Source organism: Pseudoxanthomonas sp. 3HH-4 (assembly GCF_006716465.1).
Taxonomy (GTDB): domain Bacteria; phylum Pseudomonadota; class Gammaproteobacteria; order Xanthomonadales; family Xanthomonadaceae; genus Pseudoxanthomonas_A.
The window spans coordinates 173,886-199,092 of sequence record NZ_VFPB01000002.1; the positions used below are offsets into that span (position 1 = coordinate 173,886).

24 protein-coding genes, 1 tRNA gene and 1 pseudogene are annotated in these 25,207 nt (G+C 67.0%); 10 read left to right on the top strand and 16 right to left on the bottom strand.

The window, feature by feature from the left end; genetic code table 11:
* Window positions 1-91 precede the first annotated feature (91 nt).
* From FB548_RS08175 to rnfB, 3 genes are all read left to right on the top strand, one after another.
* Window positions 92-529 (top strand): DUF2147 domain-containing protein, encoded by a 438-nt coding sequence (locus FB548_RS08175; RefSeq protein ID WP_142124290.1) that lies wholly within the window; start codon window positions 92-94, stop codon window positions 527-529.
* A 116-nt stretch (window positions 530-645) separates the two neighbouring features.
* Window positions 646-2,706, top strand: coding sequence for a methionine--tRNA ligase (gene metG / locus FB548_RS08180; protein WP_142124291.1), 2,061 nt, complete (start codon window positions 646-648; stop codon window positions 2,704-2,706).
* Window positions 2,707-2,728: 22 nt separating this feature from the next.
* On the top strand, window positions 2,729-3,145 hold the full coding sequence (rnfB, locus tag FB548_RS08185; RefSeq protein WP_142124292.1) for an Rnf electron transport complex subunit RnfB: 417 nt from the start codon (window positions 2,729-2,731) through the stop codon (window positions 3,143-3,145).
* A gap of 12 nt (window positions 3,146-3,157) precedes the next feature.
* Here rnfB and FB548_RS08190 read toward each other — a convergent pair whose 3' ends face one another.
* The 6 genes from FB548_RS08190 to FB548_RS08215 all read right to left on the bottom strand — a co-directional run bounded on the left by FB548_RS08190 (window position 3,158) and on the right by FB548_RS08215 (window position 10,591).
* The gene (locus tag FB548_RS08190; protein ID WP_142124293.1) at window positions 3,158-4,093 is read right to left on the bottom strand and encodes a TraB/GumN family protein; all 936 of its coding nucleotides are present in this window, start codon (window positions 4,091-4,093) and stop codon (window positions 3,158-3,160) included.
* A 13-nt stretch (window positions 4,094-4,106) separates the two neighbouring features.
* Entirely contained in the window at window positions 4,107-5,012 is a 906-nt protein-coding gene (locus tag FB548_RS08195) for a DUF1684 domain-containing protein (protein WP_225591056.1), read from the bottom strand.
* Between the two features lie 34 nt (window positions 5,013-5,046).
* The gene (gene mutL / locus FB548_RS08200; RefSeq protein ID WP_142124294.1) at window positions 5,047-6,852 is read right to left on the bottom strand and encodes a DNA mismatch repair endonuclease MutL; all 1,806 of its coding nucleotides are present in this window, start codon (window positions 6,850-6,852) and stop codon (window positions 5,047-5,049) included.
* A gap of 65 nt (window positions 6,853-6,917) precedes the next feature.
* Window positions 6,918-8,498, bottom strand: coding sequence for an N-acetylmuramoyl-L-alanine amidase (locus tag FB548_RS08205; protein ID WP_142124295.1), 1,581 nt, complete (start codon window positions 8,496-8,498; stop codon window positions 6,918-6,920).
* A gap of 87 nt (window positions 8,499-8,585) precedes the next feature.
* Window positions 8,586-9,068: a tRNA (adenosine(37)-N6)-threonylcarbamoyltransferase complex ATPase subunit type 1 TsaE gene (gene tsaE, locus FB548_RS08210; protein WP_142124296.1), complete on the bottom strand. Its 483-nt coding sequence runs from the start codon at window positions 9,066-9,068 to the stop codon at window positions 8,586-8,588.
* Between the two features lie 50 nt (window positions 9,069-9,118).
* Entirely contained in the window at window positions 9,119-10,591 is a 1,473-nt protein-coding gene (locus FB548_RS08215; protein WP_142124297.1) for an NAD(P)H-hydrate dehydratase, read from the bottom strand.
* A 67-nt stretch (window positions 10,592-10,658) separates the two neighbouring features.
* Between FB548_RS08215 and queG the strand changes: the two genes are divergently transcribed.
* Window positions 10,659-11,738, top strand: a complete 1,080-nt coding sequence (gene queG, locus FB548_RS08220; RefSeq protein WP_142124298.1) for a tRNA epoxyqueuosine(34) reductase QueG — start codon at window positions 10,659-10,661, stop codon at window positions 11,736-11,738.
* A 189-nt stretch (window positions 11,739-11,927) separates the two neighbouring features.
* On the opposite strand, the gene pgi is transcribed toward queG, so the two are convergent.
* The 6 genes from pgi to pcnB form a co-directional block, all read right to left on the bottom strand.
* Window positions 11,928-13,439, bottom strand: coding sequence for a glucose-6-phosphate isomerase (pgi, locus tag FB548_RS08225; RefSeq protein WP_142124299.1), 1,512 nt, complete (start codon window positions 13,437-13,439; stop codon window positions 11,928-11,930).
* 1 nt (window position 13,440) lies between these two features.
* Window positions 13,441-13,821, bottom strand: coding sequence for an aspartate 1-decarboxylase (gene panD, locus FB548_RS08230; protein WP_142124300.1), 381 nt, complete (start codon window positions 13,819-13,821; stop codon window positions 13,441-13,443).
* A gap of 102 nt (window positions 13,822-13,923) precedes the next feature.
* The gene (gene panC / locus FB548_RS08235; protein ID WP_142124301.1) at window positions 13,924-14,766 is read right to left on the bottom strand and encodes a pantoate--beta-alanine ligase; all 843 of its coding nucleotides are present in this window, start codon (window positions 14,764-14,766) and stop codon (window positions 13,924-13,926) included.
* Window positions 14,767-14,802: 36 nt separating this feature from the next.
* Complete coding sequence (gene panB / locus FB548_RS08240; RefSeq protein ID WP_142124302.1) at window positions 14,803-15,615, bottom strand: 3-methyl-2-oxobutanoate hydroxymethyltransferase; 813 nt, start codon at window positions 15,613-15,615, stop codon at window positions 14,803-14,805.
* A 17-nt stretch (window positions 15,616-15,632) separates the two neighbouring features.
* Window positions 15,633-16,115 carry a 2-amino-4-hydroxy-6-hydroxymethyldihydropteridine diphosphokinase gene (gene folK / locus FB548_RS08245; RefSeq protein WP_142124616.1) on the bottom strand — a complete coding sequence of 161 codons (483 nt, stop codon included), beginning with the start codon at window positions 16,113-16,115 and terminating at the stop codon, window positions 15,633-15,635.
* A gap of 5 nt (window positions 16,116-16,120) precedes the next feature.
* On the bottom strand, window positions 16,121-17,521 hold the full coding sequence (pcnB, locus tag FB548_RS08250; RefSeq protein WP_185742061.1) for a polynucleotide adenylyltransferase PcnB: 1,401 nt from the start codon (window positions 17,519-17,521) through the stop codon (window positions 16,121-16,123).
* 31 nt (window positions 17,522-17,552) lie between these two features.
* On the opposite strand from pcnB, the gene FB548_RS08255 reads away from it, so the two are divergent.
* The 3 genes from FB548_RS08255 to FB548_RS08265 all read left to right on the top strand — a co-directional run bounded on the left by FB548_RS08255 (window position 17,553) and on the right by FB548_RS08265 (window position 19,827).
* Window positions 17,553-17,627: transfer RNA gene (locus FB548_RS08255), tRNA-Glu, on the top strand.
* 161 nt (window positions 17,628-17,788) lie between these two features.
* Window positions 17,789-18,454, top strand: a complete 666-nt coding sequence (locus FB548_RS08260) for a response regulator transcription factor (RefSeq protein WP_142124303.1) — start codon at window positions 17,789-17,791, stop codon at window positions 18,452-18,454.
* Window positions 18,451-19,827: an ATP-binding protein gene (locus FB548_RS08265; protein ID WP_142124304.1), complete on the top strand. Its 1,377-nt coding sequence runs from the start codon at window positions 18,451-18,453 to the stop codon at window positions 19,825-19,827. Before FB548_RS08260 ends, FB548_RS08265 begins: the two co-directional genes overlap by 4 nt.
* A gap of 15 nt (window positions 19,828-19,842) precedes the next feature.
* On the opposite strand, the pseudogene FB548_RS08270 reads toward FB548_RS08265, so the two are convergent.
* The 4 genes and pseudogenes from FB548_RS08270 to FB548_RS08285 all read right to left on the bottom strand — a co-directional run bounded on the left by FB548_RS08270 (window position 19,843) and on the right by FB548_RS08285 (window position 23,080).
* A pseudogene (locus tag FB548_RS08270) lies at window positions 19,843-20,855 on the bottom strand (MBL fold metallo-hydrolase).
* Between the two features lie 109 nt (window positions 20,856-20,964).
* Complete coding sequence (locus FB548_RS08275; protein ID WP_142124306.1) at window positions 20,965-21,543, bottom strand: GNAT family N-acetyltransferase; 579 nt, start codon at window positions 21,541-21,543, stop codon at window positions 20,965-20,967.
* Between the two features lie 35 nt (window positions 21,544-21,578).
* Complete coding sequence (locus tag FB548_RS08280; protein ID WP_185742032.1) at window positions 21,579-22,385, bottom strand: MipA/OmpV family protein; 807 nt, start codon at window positions 22,383-22,385, stop codon at window positions 21,579-21,581.
* A 77-nt stretch (window positions 22,386-22,462) separates the two neighbouring features.
* Window positions 22,463-23,080 (bottom strand): response regulator transcription factor, encoded by a 618-nt coding sequence (locus tag FB548_RS08285; RefSeq protein ID WP_142124307.1) that lies wholly within the window; start codon window positions 23,078-23,080, stop codon window positions 22,463-22,465.
* 301 nt (window positions 23,081-23,381) lie between these two features.
* Here FB548_RS08285 and FB548_RS08290 point away from each other — a divergent pair, with 301 nt between their 5' ends.
* The 3 genes from FB548_RS08290 (at window position 23,382) to FB548_RS08300 (ending at window position 25,148) form a co-directional block, all read left to right on the top strand.
* Window positions 23,382-23,741 carry a helix-turn-helix transcriptional regulator gene (locus FB548_RS08290; RefSeq protein WP_185742033.1) on the top strand — a complete coding sequence of 120 codons (360 nt, stop codon included), beginning with the start codon at window positions 23,382-23,384 and terminating at the stop codon, window positions 23,739-23,741.
* A 59-nt stretch (window positions 23,742-23,800) separates the two neighbouring features.
* The gene (gene wrbA, locus FB548_RS08295; RefSeq protein WP_142124309.1) at window positions 23,801-24,400 is read left to right on the top strand and encodes an NAD(P)H:quinone oxidoreductase; all 600 of its coding nucleotides are present in this window, start codon (window positions 23,801-23,803) and stop codon (window positions 24,398-24,400) included.
* A gap of 91 nt (window positions 24,401-24,491) precedes the next feature.
* Window positions 24,492-25,148, top strand: a complete 657-nt coding sequence (locus FB548_RS08300) for a hydrolase (RefSeq protein WP_142124310.1) — start codon at window positions 24,492-24,494, stop codon at window positions 25,146-25,148.
* The last annotated feature ends 59 nt before the right edge of the window (window positions 25,149-25,207 follow it).

Below are 25,207 nucleotides of genomic sequence, written 5' to 3' on the forward strand. Positions count from 1 at the left end.
GTTGCCTTCCATACCCCACCGGATGCGGTATAAAGAGGCCATCCCGCCGGCCCTCGTCAGCGGGCCTGACCGACATCCCTGGGAGGGGAACATGCGCAAGACCCTGTTGGCCGCCTGCCTGGCCGTTCCGTTGCTTGGCCTGTCGCTGTCGGCCGCCGCTGCCGATGCGACCGGGCGCTGGAAGACCATCGACAGCGATACCGGCAAGCCCAAGTCCATCGTGGAAATCACCCGTGCCGCCAACGGTACGCTGAGCGGCCGGATCATCGAGCTGCTCAATCCGAGCAAGCCGAACCCGGTCTGCGACAAGTGCAAGGACGATCGCAAGAACAAGCCGATCACCGGCATGGAGATCATCCGCGGCATGAAGGCCGATGGTGCTAATGAATGGAGCGGCGGCACGATCCTGAAGCCCGACGAAGGCAAGGTGTACAAGTCGAAGATGGAACTGATCGACGGCGGCAAGAAGCTGGAGGTGTCGGGCTGCATCGCCTTCATCTGCAAGTCGCAGACCTGGATCCGCCAGTAAACGCTTGTATTGAGTTCCCGCGGGCCCGGTCATTGCCGGGCCCGCTGCATTGCAGGGGCGGAAAGGGTGCCGTTCGGTCCATGCGATAATCGCGGCCCCCCGTCGCGAAGTCCGTCATGAGCCGCACCGCCCTCGTCACCAACGCCCTGCCCTATGCCAACGGACCGCTGCACCTCGGTCACCTGGTGGGCTACATCCAGGGCGACATCTGGGTGCGGGCACGGCGCATGCGCGGCGACACGGTGTTCTTCGTGTGTGCCGATGACACCCACGGAACGCCGATCATGCTGGCTGCCGAGAAGGCGGGCGTCACACCCGAAGCCTTCATCGCCGGCATCCAGGCCGGGCACGAACGCGACTTCGCCGCCTTCGGCGTGGCGTTCGACCACTACGACTCCACCAATTCGGTCGCCAACCGCGAGCTCACGGAAGCCTTCTACAGGCGCCTGGAGGCCGGTGGCCACATCGCGCGCCGCAGCGTCGCGCAGTTCTACGACCCGGCCAAGGGCATGTTCCTGCCGGACCGTTACATCAAGGGCATCTGCCCGAACTGCGGATCCGCCGACCAGTATGGCGACAACTGCGAAGTGTGCGGGGCCACCTACGCACCGACCGAATTGAAGGAACCGAAGTCGGTGCTGTCGGGCGCCACGCCCGAGATCCGCGACTCCGAACATTACTTCTTCGAGGTCGGCCGCTTCGAGGCGTTCCTGCGGGAATGGTTGGCAGGCGACGTGGCACTGCCCGGCGTCAAGGCCAAGCTACGCGAATGGCTGGATGCGGAGGGCGGCCTGCGCGCCTGGGACATCTCGCGCGACGCGCCCTACTTCGGCTTCGAGATCCCCGGCGCACCCGGCAAGTATTTCTACGTGTGGCTGGATGCCCCGATCGGCTACCTGAGCAGCTTCCGCACGCTGTGCGCGCGCCTGGGCATGGACTTCGACCCATACCTGAAGGCCGGCACGGACGCCGAACTGCACCACTTCATCGGCAAGGACATCGTCAATTTCCATGGCCTGTTCTGGCCTGCCGTGCTGCATGGCGTCGGCCTGCGCGCGCCCACGCGCCTGCACGTCAACGGCTACCTGACCGTGGATGGCGCGAAGATGTCCAAGTCGCGCGGTACTTTCATCATGGCGCGCACCTACCTGGATGTCGGCCTGGAGCCTGAGGCGCTGCGCTACTACTACGCCGCCAAGTCCTCGGGGGGCGTGGATGATCTCGATCTGAACCTGGGCGACTTCATCGCACGCGTGAACGCGGACCTGGTGGGCAAGTTCGTCAACCTGGCCAGTCGCTGCGCCGGCTTCATCGACAAGCGCTCTGAAGGGGTGCTGGCGGATGTGCTGCCCGATCCGGCGATGTACCAGCGCTTCGTCGACGCGCTCGGCCCCATCACCGAGGCCTATGAACGCAACGAACCCGCCACCGCGCTGCGCCTGACCATGGCGCTGGCCGACGAAGCCAACAAGTACATCGACGAAAAGAAGCCCTGGGTGATCGCCAAGCAGGAGGGGGCCAACGCGGACCTGCAGGCCGTCTGCACGCAAGGCCTGAACCTGTTCCGCATCCTGGCCGCCGCGCTGAAACCCGTCCTGCCGCGCACGGCGGCGGAGGCGGAAGCCTTCCTGAGCGCGCCGGTGATGCTGTGGGGCGATGTGGCTGCGCCGCTGCTGGGCCACACCATCCAGCCCTACTCGCCGCTGTTCACCCGTATCGACCCGAAACTGATCGACGCCATGACCGACGCCTCCAAGGACACCCTCGCCGCACCCGCACCTGCCGTAGCGGAGAAGAAGACGGAAACGAAACCCGTGACAACGGCGGAACCCAAGGACGGCGCGAGCGTCATCGGGATCGAAGATTTCACCAAGCTCGACCTGCGCATCGGCAAGGTGCTGGAATGCGGCTTCGTCGACGGTTCCGACAAGCTGCTGCGCTTCCTGCTGGACGCGGGCGACCTGGGCCAGCGACAGATCTTCTCAGGCATCCGCACCAGCTACGGCGAGCCGGAGAAGCTGGTGGGTCGCAACGTGGTGTTCATCGCCAATCTCGCCCCGCGCAAGATGCGCTTCGGTGTCAGCGAGGGCATGATCCTGTCGGCCGGCTTCGATGGTGGCGCACTGGCGCTGCTGGATGCGGATGCCGGCGCCCTGCCCGGCATGCCGGTGCGCTGATCCGCGCGGTCGCACCTCGGCGATGAACGCCGATCTGGTCGAACGACTGGACCGCCTGTTGCCGCAGACCCAATGCGGCCAATGCGGTTACGACGGTTGCCTGCCTTATGCGCAGGCAATGGCGCGTGGCGACACCGGCGTTGACCATTGCCCGCCCGGCGGCGATGAGGGCGCGCGGGCTCTCGCCAGGGTACTGGAAGTACCGCCGCTGCCCTACGACCGCACGCGCGGCACCCACAAGCCGGCCATCGTCGCGGTGGTGGTCGAGGCCGACTGCATCGGCTGCACGAAGTGCATCCAGGCCTGTCCCGTGGATGCCATCATCGGCGGCGCCAAACACATGCACGTGGTGATCGATCCGCTGTGCACCGGCTGCGAACTCTGCGTGCCTGCGTGCCCGGTGGACTGCATCGTGATGGAGCCGGTCCAGGCGCCCTGAGTTCCAGGCCGGTCAACGACCGCCGTTCGCGCATGCCGAGCACACGCGCTCGACCGCATACCCCTGCGCCTTCAGTTTCTCCACCACGCCGTCCTTGCCCAACAGATGCAAGGCGCCGACGACGACCAGTGCATCGTCATCTCCGGGCTGGGTGAGGATCTGCCGGATCTTCGGCACCCATGCGTCGTTGCGATCCACATTGATGCGCTGGTACAGGCGCGGGTACTGGCGCTTCATGTCGGCTGCCATGCCGGCCCAGAGGCCTTCTGCATCGCCGCGACGCCAGGCCTGGTGCAGTCGCTCGGTTTCCGCCGACCCCTTGTCGGCCTGTTCCAGCGCCTCGGTGATGAACTGGCGCTGCTCGCTGGCGTCCATGCCGTCCAGCACGCCGATCTGTTCCCGCGCCCGCTCCAACCCGCCCGTCGGCTTGCCGGCGACCTTGGCCTTGTCCATGAAGTGGTTGTCCAGGCCCAGCTTCGGATCCAATCCCTGCTTGGTCATCTCGACGATGCTGATGGTGAGGCCGACGAACCAAGGCTCGAAACCATTGAAGGTCGCCAGCGGCACACCGTTCTTGCCGGCCCACGCGTCAAGCCGGGACCATGTCACCGCGTCCAGGTCCTGCTGGAGCGTCTTGCCATCGGTGCGCATGGCCGCCTGCATCATCAACTGCGGCAGCGCCGGGGATTGCATTTCCTCGGGCGACAGTTCGAACAACAGTCGCTCGGCATCGGCGAATGCGGCGTCGACGTCGGCGGAGAGGGGATAGTCGCTGGTCCGCAGCAGGTGGAACGAGCCGAGCAGGTAAACCGCGTTGTCCTTGTCGGACACCTTCCACAGCAGCGGTACGGGCGCTCCCGTCGCCTTGGGGGCGTCTGCCGCCAGCACGGACGCGCTGCCCAGCAGCCCGATCAGCACGAGGGTTTTCAGCGATTGGCGCAACAGCATCGGATCCTTCCTTTCAGAGCACTTTGATGGGCTTTGCATATGCCTTTTCACCCGCATCGACCAGCAGGTCGAGCCGGTTCTCCGCCGGTGGCAGCGGACAGGTGGCGTACGGCGTGAACGCGCACGGCGGGTTGTAGGCGCGGTTGAAGTCCAGCACCACCTTGCCGTTGCTGGGTCCGTCCGCATCGAGGAAACGACCCGCAGGATAGCTGCCGTGCCCACTGGTGCGGTCGGCCAGCACGAAGAACAACGGCCCCTGCGGCGGACCCAGGGCTTCGAGCCGGAACGTCTTGCCGTCGCGTTCGAATTCGACCGCGCCGGGATTCGGTGACTCGTTGGTCACGCCGATCACGTCCACGATGGTCAACGTCTTGCCCGGCGGGTGCGCGATGTAGCGCCCCTCCACGCGCCAGGCTTCCTGGATAGGCCAGTAGTCCAGTCCCACGAACTGCGTACGCGACTCGGCATCGGCATGCTTCACGCGCAAGGCGTGCCGTCCTCCGCGTTCGATGACCGACAGCGTGCCCTTGCCTTCATCGAATCCGACGGTGCTTGGCGAAGGATCGCGATCACTCTGCAATTCCACGCGTCCCTTCAGCGGTTCGCCGTCGAACGTCAGGTCGCCGCCGCGCTCGGGCGTGAAGAAGATGCGGCCTTCCTGCTGGGTCAACATGCCCATCTTCGCCGGGCCCACGGCGAGCTTGATGCCACTGGCCGGTCCGCTGCCGAGGAAGTGCGATTTCAGTTCGATCCAGTGCAGGCCGACGAGGCTGGTCCAGCCGTCCGGTGCCACGAGCTCATTCTTCCGCTGCTCGCGCCAGGCGGTGTTGTCGGCCAGGAAGCCGGCATCCACGACCTTGCCGGTCGTCGCGCCCTTCCCGCCATCACCCCCACACGCGGCCAGCAGGCCCAGCAGCATGGCCATCCCCAGCCATCCCGTGTTCTTCCCCATTTCAGCGTCCTCGCAGGAACCAGCGGTCGATCTCGCTCAACGAAAAGCGCGTCCAGGTCGGACGGCCATGGTTGCATTGCCCGGAGCGCTCGGTGATTTCCATCTCGCGCAGCAGTGCATTCATTTCAGGCAGCGTGAGGCGCCGGTTGGCACGCACGGCGCCGTGGCAGGCCATCGTCGCCAGCAGTTCGTCGCGGGCGGCGGCGACGCGCCGGCTTTCGCCATGCTCGCGCAGGTCCGCCAGCACGTCGCGCAGCAATGCCTCCGGCTCGGCATTGGACAGCAGGGCCGGGATGCTGCGCACGCTCAGCGACTGCGGACCGCTGCGGGTGACATCGAACCCCAGCGCAGCGAGCGTGGAGGCCTCGCGCTCGGCCACGTCCGCCTCACGCTCGGCCACCGCCAGCACCAGCGGCACGAGCAGCGGCTGGGTCCGCAGGCCGATGCTGTCGTGCGCGCCCTTCAGTTTTTCGTAGCCGATGCGTTCGTGGGCAGCGTGCATGTCCACGACGATCAGCCCGTCGGCGTTCTCCGCCAGGATATAGATGCCATGCAACTGCGCGATGGCAAAGCCCAGTGGAGGAATGCCTTCCGCGTCGTTCGCCGGCATCATCGGCGTGGATGACGGGGAATACATCGCCTGCGAGTCCGGGGACGTCGCGGGCGCGGACGCATAGAGCGCTGCGTATGCCGCCGGCGCCTCGGCCACGTTGAGTCCCAGCGGAGACTGCTGCGTGGGCATCCACGCCGAAGGCACGGACGTGGCGGATTGCGGCGCAAACGGCGGTGCAGCGCTGCCCTGCGGCACCATGCCCGCCCGCGTCTCCGCCAGGGCTTCATGCAGCGTGCGGTAGACGAAGTCGTGGATCAATCGCGTGTCGCGGAAGCGGACTTCATGCTTGGCGGGGTGGACGTTCACGTCCACGCGCGTGGGATCGAGCTCCAGGAACAGCACGTACGCAGGCTGGCGGCCATGGAACAGCACATCCTGATAGGCCATCTTCACCGCATGCGCGATGTTGCGGTCGCGCACGGAACGTCCGTTGACGTACACGTACTGCTGGTCGGCGCTGGCCCGTGAGTAACCGGGCTGCGCGATCCAGCCGTGCAGGCGCAGGCCCGCGGCGGCATGGTCCACGCGCAGCGCGCTGCGCGCGAACTCCTCGCCCAGCGTCTCGCCCAATCGCGCAAGCGATTCCAGTTCATCGGCCTTGTATCGCCGCGACGGACGCCCGTTGTGCGACACCCGCAATTCGATGTCGGGGCGCGCCAGCGCCAACGACCGCAACCACTCCTCGATGTGGCCCATCTCGGTGCGTTCGGCACGCAGGAACTTGCGCCGCGCCGGCACGTTGTAGAACAGTTCGCGCACTTCCACCGTGGTACCGACCCCGTGCGGCTTGGGCGCCACTTCACCGACCTTGCCGCCTTCCACCTGCAGCGATGCGCCATGCTCGTCCTGCGCGCGCCGCGAGGTCAGGGCAAAGCGGCTGACCGAGGCGATCGACGGCAGGGCTTCACCGCGGAAGCCGAGCGTGGCCACCGCTTCCAGGTCGTCGAGCGAAGCGATCTTGCTGGTGGCGTGGCGCGACACCGCCAACGGCAGTTCGTCCGGCGCGATGCCGCCGCCGTCGTCGCGGATGCGGATCAGGCGGACGCCGCCCTCTTCCAGGTCGATGTCGACGCGGCGAGCGCCGGCATCGAGCGCGTTCTCCACCAGTTCCTTGACCACGGACGCGGGGCGTTCGACGACTTCGCCGGCAGCGATCTGGTTGATGAGGGTATCGGGGAGCTGACGGATCGGCACGTGCTGGCGGCGCTGACGCGCCGTCCCGGGGAATCAGACGTGATGATAGCCGAGCGCGTGCGGGATCAGGGCGCGCCCGCAGCGCCACCGGCGGCGACGGTACGCGCCTCGGCTTCCGCCTGCGCGCGCGCGGCGAACAACGTGCCCGGCGGCGGCTGGCGGGTGAAGTAGGACTGGATGCCTTCCAGCACGGCGCTTGCCACCTTGCGCTGGTGGGCCGGGTCGAACAGGCGCTTCTCCTCGTCCGGATTGGAGATGAAACCCGTCTCCACCAGCATCGCCGGCATGTCGGAGTTGCGCAGGACTTCGAAATTGGCGAACTCGATCTGCGGCTTGTGGGTCTTGCCCAACCCCTTCAGCGAGGTCAGCACGTGCCCTGCCGCGTCCTGCGATGCTTTCATGTGGCCGCTCTGGGCGAGATCCAGCAACACGTTCGACAGCGTGTCCTTGGTCAGGCGCACACCGCCGACCAGGTCGGATGCGTTTTCCTTGTCGGCCAGCCAACGCGCGTGCTGCGACGACGCGCCGCGCAACGACAGCACGTAGACGGACGAGCCCCAGGCGCTACGGTTCTCCGCAGCATCCGCATGGATCGATACGAACATGTCGGCTTTCGCACCGCGCGCCTTGCGGGCACGTTGCGGGCGTTCCACATAGACGTCGGTATCTCGGACCAGATAGGCCCTCATGCCCGGCGTGGCATTGATCTGCCGGGCCAGTTCCTTGGAGATGGCCAGCACTGCATGCTTCTCGTAGCGGCCACTGGGGCCGATCGCGCCCGGATCCTGGCCGCCGTGACCGGGATCGATGGCCACAACGAGCGGTCGCGTACCGGCAATGAGGCTGCTGGAAGGCTTCGGAGCCTCCGATGCGGGTACGGTTCCGCTCGCCGGCGTGACGGCCGAGCCAGGTACAGGGGTCGGCTGACCGGTGGCGATGGTATAGGCAGGACGCTCGCCGCCCACCGTGGATGCCGGCGCGGTGGGCGGCGTCGACTGGCCGTTGAGGATGGCCTGCGGCGAGGGCGTCGTGGCGGCGCTCCCGACCGTCGTGGGTGCCGATGGTGCCGGCACGGTTGCGGCGGGTGCACTCCCTGCCTGCACCACCTGCGCGGTCAGCAACGCGGTGGCGCGGGCGGCATCAGCCTGCGGCGAGGCAGTCGATGCGGCAGTCGACGCGACCGTGGTCGGTACCGTCGTTGCCTGCGTGGACGGGGCCGTGGGCGCCAGGGCCGTGGGTGCGGGCACGCCATCGCCGGGCCATTCGATCACCAGGCGCGAGGTCCCACCGGCCTGCTCCATGCGGGGCTTCATCGCGGCAACCGGCGATGCCAGGTCGAACACGATGCGCAGGGTGGTGGGATCGGGCTGGCCGGTACGGACTGCACGCACGATGCCCGCAGGCACGGGCAGACGCAGGCCTGCCTTCGCTTTCGAGGCCGGCAGGTCGACAACCAGCCGGTCCGGTGCTTTCAGCGTCAGGGTCTTGTACTGCCCGGCGCCCGCAAGCTGGATCTCCGCCCGTGTGCCGGTGCTGCCCTGGCTCAGGCTGACGGCGGTGACTTCACCCGCGCGCAGCCCGCAAGGCGCCAACGCCAGCAAGCCCGAAAGGGCAAGACGTAACGCAGCGGCGGTTGTGGTGGGCATCCCCGGGATCATGCCGCGGATTCAAGCACCATCGAGTCACAAATGCAAGGAATTTTCCCTTAATAATCCGTGACCTGCCGGATGTTCCTAACCAGCCTGGAGAGATGGCGCATGCAACTGCCTTGCTTCAGCCAGCCGGAACAGCCACTGCTCCCCGGCCTCGGACGACGCGACAAGGCGCGCCGAGCGCCCCTCCCCCTCCACGTCCAGCAGCACCTTCAGGTCTGCCTGCGGCAGCGCCGCAATGCCACGCTCGGGCCATTCCACCAGCCAGAGCACCGCAGCGCCTTCATCCAGGCCCAGGAATTCGAGTTCACCGGCATCGCCGATGCGGTAGAGATCCAGATGCCAGGCTTCGCCACTTTCCAGAGGGTAGCGCTCCACCAGCGTATAGGTCGGGCTGCGGATCGCGCCGGTCACCCCCAGCGCGCGCAGCAGGGCACGCGCCAAAGTCGATTTGCCCGCGCCCAGGTCTCCCTGCAGGTGCACTACGGCAGTTTGCGGACGGGTGCGGGCCAGCGCTTGGCCCAACGCTTCGGTGGCGTCGCTGTCGGCGAGAAGGATGTGCATGTCCGGATTCTACGGGGTTGCCAACGTCGGGCGACTCGCTTGCGTGCGCGTCAGGGATTCGCCAAGCGCCGTACGTGGGGAAACAGATCCGCGGGCAGCAGGCCGCGTTCGCCATCCCACGCCGCTGCATCACCCGCCAGTGCATGCAGCAACGCACCGGCACTCGCCGCATCGAACGCGGACAGGCCCTGCGCACGCAATGCCGCGATGATGCCCGTGAGCACATCGCCCATCCCGCCCACCGCCATGCCGGGATTGCCTGCATCGATCACACGCGGTACCTGGTCGGGCGCGGCAACGATGGTGCCTGCGCCCTTCAGCACCACGACGGATGCATGGCGTTGCGCGATGGCCGCCGCAGCACCGAATCGATCCCGCTGCACGTCCGCCGTCGTGCAACCGAGCAATCTCGCGGCTTCGCCCGGATGCGGCGTCAGGATTGCGTCTTCCAGTGATTGCGGCATGTCGGCCAGCAGATTGAGTGCGTCCGCATCGAGTACCAGGGGTTTCGCACTGCGCACGGCCTTCTGGAACAGCGCGCGCCCCCAATCGTGCTGCCCAAGTCCAGGCCCGATGGCGACAACATCCGAGCGCACCAGCAGCGGCACCAGGTCGCTCGTCGACTCTGCCGCCCGCACCATCGCCTCCGGTCTGCGCGACAGCAATGCCGCGACATGCAACGCGCGTGTCGCCACGCTCACCAGACCAGCGCCTGCACGCAGCGCGGCTTCCGCGCACAAGGCGACCGCGCCGCCGCTGCCTTCATCTCCGCCGATGCATAGCACGTGGCCGGACTCTCCCTTGTGCGTATTGCGACGGCGTGGCAGCAACCAGCGTGCCAGCGCTTCCTGCTGCAACAGCGACGATTGCGCCTGCACGCCACCGTGCGTGTCAGGAGGCAGGCCAAGATCGTCCAGCGCTAGCGCGCCCGTGTACTCCAGCGCATCCCCTGTATGCAGGCCCGCATGTCGCGCGATGAACTGCAAGGTACGCGTCGCCACCACCGCGACGCCGGGAGCGCTGCCTCGGTCGGCGTCCACACCACTGGGCACGTCCAGCGCGAACACCGGCGCCGCCTGCATGTTGATCGCTTCGATCACGGACTGCAAGTCTGCATCCGGTGCGCGCGAAAGTCCGATGCCGAACAGCGCATCGATCACGATGTCGCCCTTCGGCAAATCGCCATCGAACAGCGTTACGTGCCCGCCGGCCGCCACGTAGTCGGTGCAGGCACGCTGGGCGACGGCATTGCCCGGCACATGTGCGGGAAGGTGCACCACTTCGACGCGCCGGCCCGCGCGATGTGCGTGCCGTGCAAACACGTAGCCATCGCCGCCGTTGCTGCCCGGGCCGCACACCACGACGATGCGCTGGGCCTCCGGCCAGTGCAGCAACAGGTGCTGCCAGGCCGCCTGCCCGGCGCGCTGCATCAGCACGTAGGGATCCTCCCCCAGCGCACGCGTGGCGCGCTCGTCCAATGCCCGCGCGGCGAACGTGGAATAGAGGGGCAAGGTGCCGGACATGGCCGGATTCTAGGACTGGCCGGGGTTGCGGGGAAGTGAATACGGCCCAGCCACCTATAATTCCCGCATGTTCCCGCCCGGCCCGACGACATCCGCACCAGACCCGCACACGCTGGCGCTCCGTGTACGTGCACTTGCGCGCGAATTCGGCTTCCAGCGCTGCGGCATCGCCGGCATCGAACTCGGCGACGACGAACAACACCTGCGCGACTGGCTGGCGCAGGGCCTGTATGGCTCGATGGCGTGGATGGCGCACCACGGCGACAAGCGCGCACGGCCACAGGAACTGATTCCCGGGACGTTGCGCGTCATTTCCGTGGGACTCGACTATGGCCGGAACGACAGCGACGACGCCTGGGACACGCTGCAGGATGGCACGCGCGCCTATGTCGCGCGTTATGCGCTGGGCCGCGATTACCACAAGCTGATGCGCAACCGCCTGCAGAAGCTGGCCGAACGCCTGCAGCAGGAAGTCGGCGCGTTCGGCCATCGGGTGTTCGTGGATTCGGCACCGGTGCTGGAGCGCGCATTGGCGCGCAATGCGGGCCTGGGCTGGATCGGCAAGCACACCTGCCTGATCGACAGGGACGGCGGCTCGTGGTTCTTTCTGGGCGAAATCTACGTCGACCTGGCGTTGCCGGTCGACGCGCCCGCGTCCGCGCACTGTGGCACCTGCACGCGCTGCATCGACGTGTGCCCCACACAGGCGATCACCGCGCCGTACCGGCTCGATGCGCGCCGCTGCATTTCCTACCTCACCATCGAGCACGACGGCGCGATTCCGGAAGACCTGCGGCCTGCCATCGGCAACCGCATCTTCGGCTGCGACGACTGCCAGCTGGTGTGTCCGTGGAACAAGTTCGCCAAGCGTACCGACGAACCCGACTTCCGCGCACGCAACGATCTGGACGTGGCCACGCTCCCCCAGCTCTTCGCGTGGGATGGCGATGAATTCCTGCGCCGCACGGAGGGCTCGGCGATCCGGCGCAGCGGGCATGAGCGCTGGCTGCGCAACATCGCGGTGGCACTGGGCAATGCGCCGGCGACGCCCGACGTACTCGCCGCGTTGGAAAGCCGGCGTGAGGACCCGTCCCCGCTCGTGCGTGAACACGTGGCATGGGCCCTGCACAGGCACCGCTCCCTGTAGGAGCGACACGAGCCGCGACCGCACGGGTGAAGCGAACGCGGGGCATGCATCATGCGAACGGACACGGAAGCTCGTTCGTGCGGGGCCGCATCCTCTGCGATCCGTGTGATCCGTCGTCGATGGCGCTTCATTCGTGCGGCCGCGACTCACGTCGCTCCTACAGAATGGACGCGGCGATGTGCAGCGCCTTCAGCCGCGCGCAGCGATCTCGGCCAGCAGCGCCCGGGTCATCGGATCCTTCACCTCGGTTTCGCCCTTGAGCGCCGGCAGCAAACCGTTGGCCAGTTGTTTGCCGAGTTCCACGCCGAACTGGTCGAAGGCATTGATGCCCCACAACACCGACTGCGCGTACACGCTGTGCTCGTACATGGCGATCAATGCGCCCAGCGACTGGGGCGTCAGCGCATCCAGCAGGATCAGCGTACTCGGACGGCCACCGGCATAGCTGCGGTGCGGATCATCGCTGTGCTGGCCATTGGCGAGCGCCTCGCTCTGCGCCAGCAGGTTGGACAGCAGCGCGCGGTGGTTCTCCGCGTAAGGCGCGTCGCTGTTGACCGTGCCGACGAAATCCAGCGGCACGATGCCCGTGCCCTGGTGCAAGGCCTGGAAGAAGCTGTGCTGCACGTCCGTGCCTGCGCCACCCCACCACACGGGCACCGTATCGACGCCTACCGGGCTGCCGTCCAGCTTGACCGACTTGCCCAGGCTTTCCATCACCAGCTGCTGCAGGTAGGCCGGCAGCAGCGCCAGGCGTTGGTCGTAGGTCATCACGCCCTGCGCCGCATGGCCGAGGACGTTCCTGTTCCACACGGCCGTCAACGCATGGCGCACCGCGATGTTGTCGGCCAGCGGGGTGCCGATGACGTGTGCATCGAACGATGACGCGCCTTCAAGCAGTTGCTCGAAACGAGGGAAACCGATCGCCAGCGCGATCGGCAGACCGACCGCCGACCACAGCGAATAGCGCCCGCCGACCCAGTCCCACATCGGCAGCACGCGTTCGGCAGCGATGTCGAATGCCGCCGCCGCACGCTCGGGATTCGCGCTGACGGCGTAGAGCCGTTCGCTGCCGCCCAGCCAGTCGCGCAGGATGGTGCCGTTGAGCAGCGTTTCCTGCGTACCGAATGTCTTGGAAATCAGCACCGCCGCGGTGCGTGCCGGGTCCAGCGGAGCCAGCGTACGCTGCGCGGCTGCCCCGTCCACATTGGACAGGAAGTGCACGCGGAAACGGCCCGGCAATGGGTCACGCAGGGCATCGGCTACCAGACGCGGCCCCAGATCGGAACCGCCTATGCCGACGCTGACGATGTCGGTCACGTCGCTGCCTTCCAGCTGCGAGATCAGCGCCGCCATGCGCTGCCGGACATCCACTGCCGACGCATGCGCCTCGCGTGCGACGACCGCATCGGTGTGCTGCCCGCGCAAGGCGGTATGCAGTGCCGCGCGGCCTTCGGTGACATTGACCTTCTCACCGTCGAACAGGCGCCGGAACGCACCGACCAGGTCGGCGGCACGCGCCTGCTCGAGCAGCGCCTGCCATGCCGGCGCATCATAGGACTGGCGCGCGAAGTTGAAGTACAGCGGCCCATTGCGCACGGCGTGCTGTGCAACGCGATCGGGCTCGCGCGCCAGCAACTCACCCAGTGGGCCCCCACGCAGGCGCGTGGCGTGGGACTGCAGCGCATCGAAACCGGTGGTCATGTCAGGCAGCCTGCTTGGGGATGCTGCGGTTGGTGTGGGTGATGCGGTTCTGGCCGTCCACGTAGACGAGCGCGGGCTGGAACCGGTCGGCTTCCTCTTCGCTCATCGAGGCGAACGCGGCGATGATCACCAGGTCTCCCACCTGCACGTGGCGCGCGGCGCCGCCATTGAGCGAGATGATGCCGCTGCCCTCGTCGGCGCGGATCGCGTACGTCGAGAAGCGGGCGCCGTTGGTCACGTCCCAGATATGCACCTGCTCGAATTCCCGGATGCCGGTCGCGTCCAGCAGCAGACCATCGATGGCGATGGAGCCTTCGTAGTTCAGCTCGGAATGGGTGACGGTGGCGCGGTGGATCTTGGTCTTGAGCAGGCTGAGGTGCATGTCGGCGGCAAGGGGGACGGGAACGCGAAGTTTAGCCGCTCGTGCGCGCCATGGCGTGCATACCCGTGCAACACCGCGTACGGCGCCGGACCGCCTGCGCCGTCAGAACTCCAGATTGTCGATCAGGCGCGTACGCCCCAGCTTCGCTGCGATCAGCGCGACCTTCGCGCCCTGTTCGCCATCCTGCGGCTCGCTCAGGTCGTGACGGCGGACCACCGTGTAGTCGACCGCATAGCCCACGCCGGCAAGGTGCCGCGCGGCGTCGGCCTCGACCTGCGCACGTGAATGCCCGGCCAGCAGACCTTCACGCATTGCGATCAGGGTCCTGCGGATTTCTGCGGCACGCGGCCGCTCGTCCGCGGACAGGTACTGGTTGCGCGAACTCATCGCCAGGCCATCGGCCTCGCGCACGATGCTGCCCGCCAGGACCTGCACGGGGAATGCGAGGTCGGTGACCATCTGCCGGATCACCGCCAGTTGCTGGTAATCCTTCTTGCCGAAGGCGGCGACGTCGGGCAGCACCTGGTTGAACAGGCGACTGACCACCGTGCATACCCCGTCGAAGTGGCCGGGCCGGTGCGCGCCTTCCAGCACGCTGCTGACGCCGGGCACGTGCACCTTGGCCGCCAGTTCGACCCCGAACGGATACATCGACTCGACCGTCGGCAGCCACAGGACATCGCAGCCGGCGCCTTCGAGCCCGCTCATGTCCGCTTCGGGCGTGCGCGGGTACCGGGTGAAGTCCTCGTTGGGTCCGAACTGGGTCGGATTGACGAACACACTGGACACCACGCGGTCGGCGTACTGGCGGGCCAGCATCACCAGCGAGTAGTGCCCCGCATGCAGGTTGCCCATCGTGGGCACGAAACCGACACGCAAGCCCTGCTGCTTCCATTCCCTGACGCGTGCACGCAATGCGTCAAGCTGGGTAATGGTCTCGATCATCGTGGCCCCTGTGGCGTGTCGTTGCGCGCAGCGCGGTCAGTAGGAATGGGCGTCGTCGGGGAACGCCCCGCTGCGCACCGCGTCGGCATAGGCGCGCACCGCGCCCGCGACTGAACCGCCTTCGGCAAGGAAGTCCTTGACGAACTTCGGTCGCCGGTGTCCCGTATCGAGGCCGAGGAAATCGTGCAGCACCAGCACCTGCCCGTCGCAGCCGGGGCCGGCGCCGATGCCGATGGTGGGAATGGCGATGTCGGCCGTGATCGCGGCGGCCAGCGACGACGGCACGCATTCAAGCACCAGCATCTGCGCCCCTGCCTCCGCCACGGCACGCGCATCGTCGCGCAGCTGCGCGGCGGCCGCTTCACCGCGACCCTGTACGCGATAACCACCGAACTTCAACACCGACTGTGGCGTCAGGCCCAGGTGCGCGCAGACCGGAATGTCGCGCTCGACCAGGAAACGGATGACGTCGAGCTTGTGCCCCGCGCCTTCCAGCTTGACCATCTCGGCGCCCGCCTGCAGCAATGCAGTCGCGGCGTCGAGCGCACGCTCGGGCGTGGCATCGGACTGGAACGGCAGGTCAGACACCAGCAGCGCGCGGGTCAATCCACGCGCCACAACGCGGGTGTGGTAGGCGATGTCGTCCACCGTCACCGGCAGCGTGGAGTCGTGGCCCTGCACCACCATGCCCAGCGAATCACCGATCAGCACCAGGTCGATGCCATTGGCATCCATGACCCGGGCGAAACTGTTGTCGTAGGCCGTCAGCATGACCAGCCTGCGGCCCTCGCGCTTGGCGTCGGCGAGGGCGGGAACGGTCCAGGGCTTGCTGTCTGCGTGCGTGCTCATAGCCCCGCATTATCCACTCATAAGGGATGGATGTTGGACATTTCCAGCACGGACACAGCGTCCCGCGCCTCGCCGTAACCCGGGATACGGGCATCCGGCATGACCTCCAGCAACGGAACCAGCGCGAACGCACGCTCGTGCAGGTGCGGGTGAGGCACGCGCAGTCCCGGTTCGTCGATCACCGCATCACCGTAGAGCAGCAGATCCAGGTCCAGCGTGCGCGGGCCCCAGCGTTCGCCATCGATCCGATGACGGCCGAAGTCCGCTTCCACCGCCAGCAGCAGATCGAGCAGCGCGCGCGGCGACAGGCTCGTCTCCAGCAGCACGGCCGCATTGATGAAGTCAGGCTGGTCTTCCCTGCCCCACGCGGGCGTTCGGTAACAACGCGACATCCGCCGCACCGTGACCTCTTCGCGTTGCCCGAGCGCGATCACGGCCTGTCGCAACGTGCCTGCGGCATCGCCGAGATTGGCTCCCAGGCCGATGCAGGCCTGGACCATTGTCTTCATTCGGGCGACGAAGCCGTGCTGCGGGAACGGCGACGGCGACGACGCTTGGATGCCGGCGCACCTTCTTCACCGAAGGAATCGCCCGGCACCGCGACGCCGAGCGTAGCCGCGAGCTCTTCGCCGGATTGCGTCTGTGCATCACGCCAGAACGCGACGTCCTCGGCGTGTTGTTCGGGCGATGCCGCGAGCCTCAACGCCAGGAAGTCGAACGCCGCACGGAAACGCGGATGCGACAGCAGCCGCGTCACGCGCTTGCGCTGGCGGTTGCCGAAGCGGGTCTGCAGCAACCAGATTTCCTGCATCGGCAACGAGAAGCGGCGCGGCAACGCCACGGTATTCAACTGGTGCAGCGTGACGCGGTCGGCGGCGCGTCGCTGGGCTTCTTCGGCGTGCACGCCTTGGGCCTGCAGCCCCATCAGGGCACGGCAGTACGCCGGCCAGAGCAGCAACGCGAACAGGAAAGCCGGCGATACGGGTTCGTCGTTGGCGACGCGCTGGTCGGTTCCAGTCAGCCCGGCCATCACCATCCGGCGCAATGCGCCGCTGCGGTTGGACGCCAGCGCCGCAGCGGTCTCGGGGAGGAGCACCTTCAGCAAACCGAAGCGCTCAAGCCCTTCGAAACTGGCGACCGCATGGCCGGACAGGAACAGCTTCAGGATTTCCTCGAACAGGCGGGCGGGCGCGGCTTCCGAAAGCAGCGGTGCCAGCCGGCCGATGGGTTCGGCGGTGGCCGCTTCGATCTCGAAATCGAGCTTCGCCGCCAGCCTGACCGCACGCAGCATGCGCACCGGGTCTTCCTGGTAGCGGAGTTCCGGTTCGCCGATCAGCTTCAGGCGACGCGCCATCACGTCTTCGAAGCCGCCCACGTAGTCGCGCACGGAAAAGTCGTCGATGGCGTAGTACAACGCGTTGGCGGTGAAGTCGCGGCGCACCGCATCGTCTTCCACGGTGCCGTACACGTTGTCGCGGACGAGGCGGCCATTGTCCATCTCGCGGTCGCCACTGCCATCGTCGACGTTGGCGCGGAAGGTGGCGACTTCGATGATCTCGCGACCGAACACCACGTGCGCCAGGCGGAAGCGGCGCCCGATCAGGCGGCAATTGCGGAACTGCTGGCGCACCTGTTCCGGCGTGGCATCGGTGGCCACGTCGAAATCCTTGGGGTGGCCACCCACGAGCAGGTCACGCACTGCGCCGCCGACCAGGTAGGCCTGGAAGCCGGCATCCCGCAAGCGGTAGAGCACGCGCAGCGCATTCGGGCTGATGTCCTTGCGCGAGATGGTGTGCTGGTCGCGGGGAATGGTTCGCAGAGCAGTGAGCGGCGTAATAGCGGCGGTTCCATGCAGGTGGGTCGCACGGCTGCCAGGATGATTGCCCTGGGCCGGGTCGCCGCCTATACTAATCCGCTGAGCCGGTTTCACCAAAAACGCTCCCTTCGTCTAGAGGTTAGGACGTGGCCCTCTCAAGGCTAAAACAGGGGTTCGAGTCCCCTAGGGAGCGCCATCCGGCACAGGGCCACGGGTTGAGAACCATGGCCGGTGAATCGGCTCAAGACCCCGCTCCGGCGGGGTTTTGTGTTTCCACTGCCCGTGCCATTCCTAGATTAAAGACTGTTTAATCGCTTCCACCTAGCATGGCCCCCCCGCCATCCCCAAGGGTCGCCCGTGTCGCGCCTGCTCCTGGTTGAAGACGATCGCATGCTCGGCGACGCACTGGCCGCCGCACTGGCACAGGATGGCTGGTCCATCGATCGTGCAGAGGATGCGTCTGCGGCCCGCCTCGCCCTGGTGGACCACGGCTACACGGCGGTCCTGCTGGATCTCGGCCTGCCTCGGGGGTCGGGGCTGGACGTGCTGGCCGCACTGCGCCAGCGCTACGACACCACCCCGGTCCTCATCATCACCGCCCGCGACCAGCTGAGCGATCGTGTTCGTGGCCTGGACGCCGGCGCCGACGACTACATCGTCAAACCCTTCGAAACCGGCGAACTCGGCGCACGCCTGCGTGCCGTGGTGCGACGGACCCAGGGGCGCGTTGCACCCGTGCTGCGCCACGGCGACATCGTGCTGGACCCGGCGGATCGTTCGGTCCGCCAGAACGACCGCCCCATCAAGCTCGGCGTACACGAATACCGCACCCTGCTGGCACTGATGGAGCGTCCCGGCCGCGTGATCGCGCGCGAAACTCTGGAGTCGCTGGTCTATGGCGGGGATGGGGCAATCGAGAGCAACACCATCGCGGTCTACATCCACCAGTTGCGCAAGAAGCTCGGCGACGGCGTCATCGCCACCGTGCACGGTTTCGGCTACCGGCTTGGAGAAGGCGAATGAGCCACCATTCACTGAAAACCAAACTGTTGCTGGCCGTGATGACGCCCCTGGCGTTGGGATGGGCATGCTGGCTGGGCGGACAGCACTTCCAGATGACGCGGCAGCAGAAGGGGCATGAGGACCATTTCCTTCAGGAGGTCGGCGAGCAGATCCTGCTGTCGATGCCGGCCAACCTCGACGCACTGAGCGAAGGGCCCCGCCTCCAGTTGCCCACGCGCGCCCGCTCCACCTACAGGAAATTCGAAACCCTGCGTTACCAGGTGTGGATCCTCGGCCGGCACCATCCTGTCGTGCTGTCGGCCGGCGCACCGACCGAGCCGCTGCGTCCCGATTTCGAACCCGGCTTCGTGATCAGCCAGGTGGGCGGCGAACCATGGCGCGTCTATGCCATCACCGACGCCAGCGGCCGCATCCAGGTGCAGGCCGGCATGGCGCAGTCCGCCATGCGCGCGGAACTGGCCCACTGGGTGAAGATCAGCCTGTGGAGCGGAATCGGCATCCTGCTGGTATTGGCCATGACGGTGGGCCTGGCGATCCACTGGAGCCTGAGGCCGATGAACCGCCTGCGCCGGGACATGGCGCAACGCGATGCACACGATCTCGCTCCACTGCCATCCACGGGCATGCCGCGCGAGATCCGGCCGCTGGTGGATTCGTTCAACCTGCTGCTCGAACGCCTGTCCCATGCCATGCGGGGTGAGAGGCAGTTCCTTGCAGACGCTGCGCACGAACTTCGCACACCACTCGCCGCGCTGCTCACGCAGACCCAGGTCGCGCTGCGCGCCGGCACCCAGGCCGACGCGCATGCGGCACTGGAGCAGTTGGCGCAGGGCATCCAGCGCACCTCTCGGCTCGCGCAGCAGTTGCTCGACTCTGCACGCGTGGATGCGTCGCCCCTGCGCGAAGACCGTCCCATCGTCGCGCTGCCCGATGTGGTGACGATGGTGGCGCGCGAGTTCGAATCGATGGCGTCGCGACGCCAGCAGATCCTCGCGATCCACGCCGAGCCGGCCAGCGTCCAGGGTGACCTGGACGATCTCGGCATCCTCGCCCGCAACCTGCTGGACAACGCGGTGCGCTACAGCGGCGAAGGAACCCGCATCGAAGTCGCCTGCGGCACGGACCCCGATGGCACGAGTGCCTGGCTGACGGTTCGCGACAATGGCCCCGGTGTCCACCCGGACGAACGCGAGCGCATCTTCGAGCGCTTCTTCCGCGGCAGCCATGGCAATGGCGAACGCGGCAGCGGCATCGGCCTTTCGCTGGTCCAGCGTATCGCGCGCGCGCACGAGGCGACGATCACGGTGGGTGACGGCATCGCCGGCCGTGGCTTCGGTTGCAGGGTCGGGTTCAGTGCGGCCCAGGACGCATGAGCCGCGCGACGCACCTCACTCGCTGCGCCACCACGGATGCGTGCCTTCGGGTTGCCTGACGACCAGCGGCTGGCCGATCACGGGCGTGGTGATGTCCACGCCCGCTTGCCGCGAAAGGGTGTACAGCGTTTCCATCGGCTCGCTCCATCCATGAAAAGCCAGGTCGAAGGTGCTGTTGTGGATCGGCAGCAACCACTTACCGCCAAGGTCGAGGTGCGCCTGCAGGGTCTGCTCGGGCAGCATGTGGACGTCCTGCCAACGGCGGTCGTAGGCACCACATTCCAGCAACGTGATGTCGAAAGGCCCCATGCGTTCGCCGATCGCGCGGAAACCGTCGAAGTAGCCCGTGTCCCCGCTGAAGAAGATCCGGAGGTCGTCCGACTGGATCACCCATGACGCCCACAGCGTCGCATTGCGGTCGAATGGCGTGCGGCCGGAAAAATGCTGCGACGGCGTCGCGGTGAAACGCACGCCGTGCAACGCGACATCGCCCCACCAGTCCAGTTGCCGGACCTTGTCGCGCGGCACGCCCCAACGGACCAGACGATCACCCACGCCAAGCGGGGTGAGGAACACATCCGTCTTGGCTGCCAGCGCACGCACCGCGTCGCGGTCGAGATGATCGTAGTGGTCGTGCGACAGCACCACGGCGGAAAGATGCGGCAGTTGTTCAATGGTCAGCGGCGGCGCGTGGAAACGCTTCGGTCCGGCCCACTGGACCGGCGACGCACGCTCGGAGAACACCGGATCGGTCAGCCAGAACCGTCCGTCCAGCTTCATCAGCACCGTGGAATGCCCCAGCCGGTACAGCGTCCCGTCTGCTGCGTGGTCCAACTGCGCCACCGTCAGTGCCTGCACGGGGATCGTGCCGGCAGGCACCGTGCCTGCCGGTTTGCCGCCGATGAGGAAATCCCACCAGAGCCTGCCGGTCTGGCGCCAGCCCAGCGGCGTGGCTTGCGCGCGTTCTGGAATCCATCCTCGCCGAACTGGGGCGATTGCGGATACGGCACCGTGTTGCAGCCGGGCAGGCTGGCATACCCGAAGGCGGTGGCGGAAACGCAGGCGGCCGCGACCAGCCGCCGCAAGTGCCTCCGCCCTCTTCGGGGCTCAAGGCGGCACGGATGTCTTCTGGGTACGTCAGTCATGCTGCAGGTCCTGCAACGCGGGGAAGACGTACTGGATCATCGCCGCCGCGCCGGCATGGCCGGGCAGCGCGATCTCCCCGCTGCCCTGCGCCAGCGGCACCTGCCAGCGCAGGTCCACGCAGCCGAGCGTTTCGGCCATGCGACGGGCCTCGGCGAGCAATGCGACTGCGACCCCTGACGGGCGCTCGTTCGCTGGAACGAACAGCGATTCCAGGTTGAAGTAATACGCGCGCTCGATCATCGAGAAGCCCACCGTGGCGAATGCATGGCCGATGGGTTCACCGCCCCGCTCCGCTATCCAGGCCCATGCGCGCAGCGGCGGCTCGAACAACGCCTCCATCAGTTCGAGCACGCCGCCGACGCGCCTGCCAGGCGCATGCGGCAGTTCGGCCATCTGGCGGTCGCACAGCCGCATCAGCGCCGTTGCCTGGGGGCGCGACACGCGTCGTATCACGACGTCGTGATCGACGGGCACGTGTGCGCCAGCCAGTTCATCCGGCGACGGCAGGTACGCTGCAGGCATCGGACCCGGCATCGGTTCCACGCCGGCATGGGGGGATCTGGAGAACATGGGGTCGCTCCGTTGGAGGGAAGGACAATTGCGTTTCAGAACCCGCGCGACACGCCGATGAAGAGAGACGTGCTGCGGTCCTTGTCCGCCTCGACCAGCGGACTGTCCTGCAGGGCGTCGGGCAACGCGCGGTACTCCAGGTTGCCCAGCAACGCCCAGCGCTTGGCGAAGGGATGGATCAGGGTGAGGCTGGCGCGCGGCACTGTCGCGGCACCCGGACGATAGGCGACCACGCCGCGTGCGATCTCTTCGTCCAGCGTGCCGTAGTAGTAGTCGGCCATGCCCGCCGACAGGCGCATAGCGCCGATGGAAGGGACCAGGGTCGTGCGCCCCAGCGTCACCGGATAGCTGTAGTCCAGCGCGATGGAGTAGCCGTCGCTGGTGCCGGTAACATCGACGCGCGCATCCAGATCGAGTTTGCCGGCGGCACCCTTCCAGCTCGCGCCCACACCGACATCGACACTGTCGTCGCGATCTTCCAGCAGATCGCGGTCCACGCCGCGCCGCGCCAGTTCGGCCCTGCCGAAGTCATCGGCATCGATGCCATCCAGCCGTCCGGCGACGAAGGTGCGGAACTCGAAGCGATCGTCCTGGTAGGCCCGGTAGCCGAACGCCGCACCACGCAGGTAGAAGCGGTCACCGTCATAGGCGACATTGGGCAGCAGGCGCGTGCGGGTGCCTTCGCCGGCGTATTCGCTGTCGCGGTGGACGACCGCCAGGCCGGCACTCCAGCGCGACGGCAGCTGGTCGTGTGCCTGCTTGTCCGTGCGTTCGACGACCTGTGCAGCAGCGGAGAGTGGCAACAGCAGCAACAACGGCATACAGGCGCGCAACGCACTCATGGAGACCTCAAAGACGGGGGACCGGACATCCGGTCCACCCATGCTCGCGCACGCTCTTTAAGAACTCCTTAAATCCTTCACAGATGGAATATCCCGCGGCGGACCGCGATGGTGACCGCATGCGTGCGGTCGTTGGCACCCAGCTTGGCGAGGATGTTCTTCATGTGTGCCTTCACCGTTTCCTCCGCGATGCCGAGGTGATGGGCGATCCGCTTGTTGCCGTTGCCGTCCGCGACCTGCCGAAGCACCTCGATCTCGCGCAGGGTCAGCGCATCATCGGACGCATGTTCGGCGATCCCGGTGGCGATCTCCGGCGGGATGCGCCGACGACCCGCATGCACGCTGCGGATCGTGTCCACCAGCTCCCGGCGCAACATGCTCTTCAGCAGGTACCCCGATGCTCCTGCCTTGAACGCGCGCAGCGCCTGCGCGTCGCCCTGGTACGTGGTCAACACCACGATGCGCGCCTCCGGGAATTCGCGATGGATCGCGCCGATGGCGTCAACGCCGTCCATTTCCGGCATCTGCAGGTCCATCAACGTCACGTCCGGGCGGAAGTCGCGAAAAACCTGCAGGGCCTCGCGCCCATTGGCCGCCTCCCCCACCAGTTGCATGTCGGATTGCCCTTCGATCACCGCCGCGATGCCTTCGCGCAGCAAGGGGTGATCGTCGACGGTAAGGATGCGGATGGGCATTCGGATATCGGCCTGGATGGGTGTCACGTGAGGGGCGACACAGGATGTCCCGGCACGATACGGGCGAGGGCTCCGGACAGGCAACCCGCCCCCCATTCGGGGGGTCCACCCGTCGCCCGATCGGGGCTTATGCGCCATGTGCCGCGTGAGGACCATGACGTAAAAGCCCTGCGCCATACCCCTGTCCGCAGGCGCCCCACCGCCAACACCCGAGGACACTGCCGTGGATGGTTCCCCGTCCCTGTTCCCTCTCGAGTCGACGCTTGCGCATTCCACATCGGCCAGGATGTACGCGGACAATGTGCCGGCCCCGAGAGGCCTCGGCGCGCGCGCACTCGCACGTGCGCTCGACCACATCGAACGTCACATCGGCGACAGCCTGACGTTGACCGACATCGCGGCTGCGGCCTGCGTCAGTCGCTTCCACTTCGCCCGACTGTTCCGCGTCAGTACCGGCCAGAGCCCGATGGAATACGTGCTGGCCAAGCGCATCGCCCTGGCCAAGGCGCAACTGGCGCGTGGGCCGCAGAAGATCTCTGCCACGGCCGCCTCGCTGGGCTTCTTCGACCAGAGCCACTTCACCCGTACCTTCCGTCGGATGACGGGCTACTCGCCGCGCGAGTTCCGCCACCTGCACGCGCCGGTAACCCGGCACGGGTAACCCTGCCCGGCATCGCGGCGCGAGCGCCGCATTCCTCCGTCCTCCACGGGAGTCACACGATGGCCAAGGTTCTGATCCTCTACTACTCCGCCTACGGGCATATCGAAACCATGGCCCACGCCGTGGCCGAAGGCGTGCGCGCAGGCGGCGCCAGCGCGGACATCAAACGCGTGCCGGAACTGGTGCCCGAGGAGGTCGCGCGGACGTCCCACTACAAGCTCGACCAGCCCGCCCCGGTGGCGACCATCGCGGAACTCGCCGACTATGACGCGATCATCGTCGGCACCGGCACGCGTTTCGGCCGCATGTCCTCGCAGATGGCGAACTTTCTGGACCAGGCCGGCGGGCTGTGGGCCAAGGGTGCGCTGCACGGTAAGGTCGGTGCCGCGTTCACATCCACCGCCACCCAGCACGGCGGTCAGGAAACCACTCTGTTCTCCATCATCACCAACCTGCTGCACTTCGGCATGGTGATCGTGGGACTGGACTACGGCTTTGCCGGCCAGATGAAACTGGATGAAGTCACCGGCGGCTCGCCCTACGGCACCACCACCATCGCTGGCGGCGACGGTTCGCGCCAACCCACCCAGAACGAACTGGACGCCGCGCGCTACCAGGGCCAGCGCGTCGCCGAGACTGCGATCAAGCTGCACGGTTGAGGCTCGCAGGTAGCGCGCACGCCGATGCAATCCGGCGCGCGTGCTGGCACGCGACATTGTTGCGATTCCACCTTCCGACCCGGAGCCCGCCATGCCCACCGCCACCCCCGCCGCCGGCAAGACCCTGCTCACGCCTCACGACCACACGCTGATCCTGATCGACCACCAGTCGCAAATGGCGTTCGCCACGCATTCCATCGACGTGGCGATGCTTCGCAACAACGTTGCGCTGGTCGCCAAGGGCGCGGCCGGCTTCGGTGTATCGACGCTGCTGACCACCGTGGCCGAGAAATCCTTCTCTGGTCCGCTGTTCCCCGAGATCCCCGAGGCCTTCCCCAACGCGAAGGTCTACGACCGCACCACCATGAACTGTTGGGAGGATACGTCGGTCATCGCGGCGGTGAACGCCTCCGGAAAAGGTCGCATCGTGCTCGGCGGCCTATGGACCAGCGTGTGCATCGTCGGGCCGGCGCTGTCCGCGCTGGACCAGGGCTTCGAGGTCTACGTGATCGCCGATGCCTGCGGCGACGTCACCAGCGAGGCGCACGAGCGCGCGATGCAGCGCATGGTCCAGGCCGGCGTCCGCCCGCTGACCAGCGTGCAGTACCTGCTGGAGCTGCAGCGCGACTGGGCGCGCAGCGCGACCTACGATCTGACCAACGGCATCGCCAAGCTGCATGGCGGCGGCTACGGCCTGGGCATCCAGTACGCCAAGAGCATGTTCGGGGCGTCCGAAGGCGGCCATTGAATCCGGCAACGCGACCTGGACCTCCGCGATGCCTTCGATCGATGACCAGCGCCGAAGCC

Excerpts from the sequence above, each read along its gene's own strand:
- tsaE (WP_142124296.1), bottom strand. The coding sequence starts at position 9,068 with ATGCACATCCTTCTCGCCGACAGCGACGCCACCGAAGCGTTGGGCCAA.
- wrbA (WP_142124309.1), top strand. The coding sequence starts at position 23,801 with ATGGCCAAGGTTCTGATCCTCTACTACTCCGCCTACGGGCATATCGAA.
- FB548_RS08175 (WP_142124290.1), top strand. The coding sequence starts at position 92 with ATGCGCAAGACCCTGTTGGCCGCCTGCCTGGCCGTTCCGTTGCTTGGC.
- FB548_RS08195 (WP_225591056.1), bottom strand. The coding sequence starts at position 5,012 with ATGCTGCTGGGCCTGCTGGCCGCGTGTGGGGGTGATGGCGGGAAGGGC.
- metG (WP_142124291.1), top strand. The coding sequence starts at position 646 with ATGAGCCGCACCGCCCTCGTCACCAACGCCCTGCCCTATGCCAACGGA.
- FB548_RS08205 (WP_142124295.1), bottom strand. The coding sequence starts at position 8,498 with ATGCCCACCACAACCGCCGCTGCGTTACGTCTTGCCCTTTCGGGCTTG.
- folK (WP_142124616.1), bottom strand. The coding sequence starts at position 16,115 with ATGGTCCAGGCCTGCATCGGCCTGGGAGCCAATCTCGGCGATGCCGCA.
- panB (WP_142124302.1), bottom strand. The coding sequence starts at position 15,615 with ATGAGCACGCACGCAGACAGCAAGCCCTGGACCGTTCCCGCCCTCGCC.
- FB548_RS08280 (WP_185742032.1), bottom strand. The coding sequence starts at position 22,385 with ATGAGTGCGTTGCGCGCCTGTATGCCGTTGTTGCTGCTGTTGCCACTC.
- FB548_RS08300 (WP_142124310.1), top strand. The coding sequence starts at position 24,492 with ATGCCCACCGCCACCCCCGCCGCCGGCAAGACCCTGCTCACGCCTCAC.
- queG (WP_142124298.1), top strand. The coding sequence starts at position 10,659 with ATGTTCCCGCCCGGCCCGACGACATCCGCACCAGACCCGCACACGCTG.
- panD (WP_142124300.1), bottom strand. The coding sequence starts at position 13,821 with ATGCACCTCAGCCTGCTCAAGACCAAGATCCACCGCGCCACCGTCACC.
- FB548_RS08285 (WP_142124307.1), bottom strand. The coding sequence starts at position 23,080 with ATGCCCATCCGCATCCTTACCGTCGACGATCACCCCTTGCTGCGCGAA.
- panC (WP_142124301.1), bottom strand. The coding sequence starts at position 14,766 with ATGATCGAGACCATTACCCAGCTTGACGCATTGCGTGCACGCGTCAGG.
- FB548_RS08265 (WP_142124304.1), top strand. The coding sequence starts at position 18,451 with ATGAGCCACCATTCACTGAAAACCAAACTGTTGCTGGCCGTGATGACG.
- FB548_RS08215 (WP_142124297.1), bottom strand. The coding sequence starts at position 10,591 with ATGTCCGGCACCTTGCCCCTCTATTCCACGTTCGCCGCGCGGGCATTG.
- FB548_RS08190 (WP_142124293.1), bottom strand. The coding sequence starts at position 4,093 with ATGCTGTTGCGCCAATCGCTGAAAACCCTCGTGCTGATCGGGCTGCTG.
- rnfB (WP_142124292.1), top strand. The coding sequence starts at position 2,729 with ATGAACGCCGATCTGGTCGAACGACTGGACCGCCTGTTGCCGCAGACC.
- pgi (WP_142124299.1), bottom strand. The coding sequence starts at position 13,439 with ATGACCACCGGTTTCGATGCGCTGCAGTCCCACGCCACGCGCCTGCGT.
- FB548_RS08275 (WP_142124306.1), bottom strand. The coding sequence starts at position 21,543 with ATGTTCTCCAGATCCCCCCATGCCGGCGTGGAACCGATGCCGGGTCCG.